The 2,829-nt window shown below is 72.8% G+C and carries 4 protein-coding genes; all 4 read left to right on the forward strand.

Annotated elements, in window-relative coordinates; translation table 11 throughout:
• On the forward strand, positions 1-213 hold a 213-nt coding region (locus H5J29_RS27850), incomplete at its 5' end, for a sulfite exporter TauE/SafE family protein (protein WP_181783960.1).
• Entirely contained in the window at positions 210-1,811 is a 1,602-nt protein-coding gene (gene resB / locus H5J29_RS27855) for a cytochrome c biogenesis protein ResB (protein ID WP_181783961.1), read from the forward strand. The genes H5J29_RS27850 and resB, both read left to right, overlap by 4 nt.
• Complete coding sequence (locus tag H5J29_RS35510; RefSeq protein ID WP_181783962.1) at positions 1,798-2,172, forward strand: DUF4328 domain-containing protein; 375 nt, start codon at positions 1,798-1,800, stop codon at positions 2,170-2,172. The genes resB and H5J29_RS35510 overlap by 14 nt, the downstream gene beginning before the upstream one ends.
• Before the next feature lie 8 nt (positions 2,173-2,180).
• On the forward strand, positions 2,181-2,829 hold a 649-nt coding region (locus H5J29_RS27865; protein ID WP_181783963.1), incomplete at its 3' end, for a DUF5926 family protein.

The following is a 2,829-nucleotide window of genomic DNA, read 5'->3' on the forward strand; positions in this document are numbered from 1 at the left end:
TGCGCCGGGCTCGGGCTGCCGTTCGTCGTGATCGCGCTCGGTGCCGCACGGGCCGTCACCGCGCTGGGGTGGCTGCGCCGCCACACCCGCGCCATCCAGATCGCCGGCGGCGCCCTGATGGTCGCCGTGGGTGCGCTGCTGGTCAGCGGGGTGTGGGGCAGCCTGCTGGCCCAGCTCCAGGTCTCGATCGCCGGATTCACACCCGCGCTATGACCTCCACGACCACCCCCGCGCCCCCCGCGCCCACGCCGGAGCCGCCGCGCCGGACCCGGAGCGTCCTCGCCGCGCTGCGCAACGCCTGGCGCGGGCTCACCAGCATGCGGACCGCGCTCGTGCTGTTGTTCCTGCTGGCCCTGGCCTCGCTGCCGGGTGCGCTCCTGCCACAGCGGTCGCTGAACCCCCAGCTCGTCGACCAGTACTTCGCGGACTACCCGCGGCTCGCCCCGCTGCTGGAGCGGGTGGGCGCGTTCGAGGTGTTCGCCACGCCGTGGTTCGCGGCGATCTACCTGCTGCTGATGATCTCCCTCGTCGGCTGCCTCACCCCCCGCTCCTCGGACTACTGGCGTGCGATGCGGCAGCGGCCCGTCGCCGTCCCGCGGGCCCTGTCGCGGATGCCGCACCACGCCGTCGACGTGGTGGAGGGGACTCCCGAGCAGGTCCTCGACCGGGTCGACGGGCGGCTGAAGGGCTGGCGCCGCACCCGCACCGAGCAGGCGATCTCGGCCGAGAAGGGCTACCTGCGCGAGACCGGCAACCTGGTGTTCCACATGAGCATCGTCGGGCTGCTGGTGGCGATGGCCGTCGGGAAGCTGTTCGGGTACGAGGGCCAGGTCATCGTGCTGGCCAACGGCAGCCAGTTCTGCAACACCTCGATCCTCGGCTACGACTCCTTCCGCCCCGGCCTGCAGGTCGACGGCACCGAGCTCGCGCCGTTCTGCATCCGGGTGGACTCGTTCGCCGCGGACTACCTGGACAACGGCCAGCCCGAGCAGTACCGCGCCCAGCTCGGCTACCAGACGGCCGACCAGGTCGAGTCCGGCGACACGTCGACCTGGCAGCCGTACGAGCTCGCGGTCAACCACCCCCTGCGGGTCGACGACGAGCGGGTCTACCTGCTCAACCACGGCTACGCGCCGAGGTTCACCGTGACCTGGCCCGACGGGCAGCAGCGGACCGGGGAGATCCAGTGGCAGCCCGTGGACACCACGACCTACCTCTCGCAGGGCGCCACGAAGTTCGAGCGCCCCGGGATCGCGGACGCGGCCGAGCGCCAGCGCAGCTCGATCGCCGTCACCGGCCTGTTCGCGCCGACCAGCTCGGGCGGCCAGGTCGTCACCTCGACCTTCCCCGACCTGCTCGCCCCCGAGGCGGCGATCGACGTCATGCGCGGCGATCTCGGTCTCGACGACGGCCGCGGCCAGTCGATCTTCTCGATCGACCAGTCGAAGGTCGACTCCGGCGAGCTGGTCCGGGTGGCCCGGGAGAACATGGTCCCCGGCCAGAGCATCACCCTCGACGACGGCACGCAGATCCGCTTCGACGCCGTCACCCAGTGGGTGGCGCTGCAGGTCAGCCACGACCCCGGGCAGGAGGCGGTGCTGGTGTTCGCGCTGCTGATGCTCGGCGGGCTCGGGCTGTCGCTGTCGGTCAAGCGGCGTCGGTTCTGGGTGCGCGTGACCCCCGAGGGCGACGGTCGCAGCCGCGTGGAGCTGGGCGGACTCGCCCGGACGGACCGCGCGGGCTACGGCGAGGAGTTCGACCGCCTGCGGGCGGAGCTGCTAGTGACCCCCACGAACGGTGGAGACCGATGACCGTCGATCCGGTGCTGTCGTCCTACAGCGACATGCTCTTCCAGGGCACGATCGTCGTGTACCTGCTGGCCATGGCGTTCTACGCGGTCGACGCCCGCCCGGCGAGCGCCCGCACCCCGCCCGGCTGCTGCTGTGGTGGTGGGGGGCGTGGGGGCTGTCGGTGGTGCTCGGCGTCGTCGTGTTCCTGTGGTCCTTCCGCGGCGGCATCCAGGCACTGGCGGACGGGGTCCTGCTGCACGCGCTGCTCGACCTGGTCTGCGCCGCGACCGCCGTGCTCACCGTGCGGGTGGTGCGGTACTGCACCGCGCTCGTCGAGCCGACGAGGCCGGTGCGCCGCGAGGTCCTGGTGTCGCTACGGTAGACGGCCTGATGGCCAAGAAGAATCGCGAGAAGAGCGCCGCGCCCGCGGGGGAGAACCCGCGCAGGCCCTGTCCCTGTGGGTCGGGCAAGCGGTACAAGGCCTGCCACGGCGCGGGCGACGACGTCATCGTCACGCGGCCCTTCGCGGGCCTCGCGGCCGAGCCGGACCTGGTCGCGATGCGGGAGTTCCTGCCGTCCGCGATCGCCCCGCTGCCGCTCACACCGGAGTCCGAGGTGCCGGTGCGGGTGGCCACGGTGCTGCCCGGGGCCTCGGCGGCGATGGTGCGCGGAGACGGCGAGATCCTGCTCGGCATGCAGGTCCAGACGCGGTCCGGGGACCTGTCCGCGGACCTCGCCAAGGCGCTGCGCTGGGCGCAGCAGGCGGAGCCGGGATCGGCGCTGCCGGTCGTCGGGCCGGGGCTGGGCGGGGAGGTCGTCCGGATGCAGGACGTCCTCGCGGCCGACGCCGAGCTCGACCTGACCCTCCACCAGGACTTCGGCTGGTGGATCCCGGAGGACGCGGAGGACTCCGCGGAGATCACCGCCACGCTCGAGCGGGCCAACTCGGTGATCATGCCCACCGAGGCCGTGGGCGGGGACGGGGTCCGCGCCGCCTACTGGGTGGACACCGGCAGCAAGGCCCACCTGCGCTGGGTCC

The sequence above is a fragment of the Pseudonocardia pini genome (assembly GCF_013870575.1).
Taxonomy (GTDB): Bacteria; Actinomycetota; Actinomycetes; order Mycobacteriales; family Pseudonocardiaceae; genus Pseudonocardia; species Pseudonocardia pini.

Coding starts and splice junctions, on each gene's coding strand:
- resB (WP_181783961.1), top strand. CDS start 210: ATGACCTCCACGACCACCCCCGCGCCCCCCGCGCCCACGCCGGAGCCG.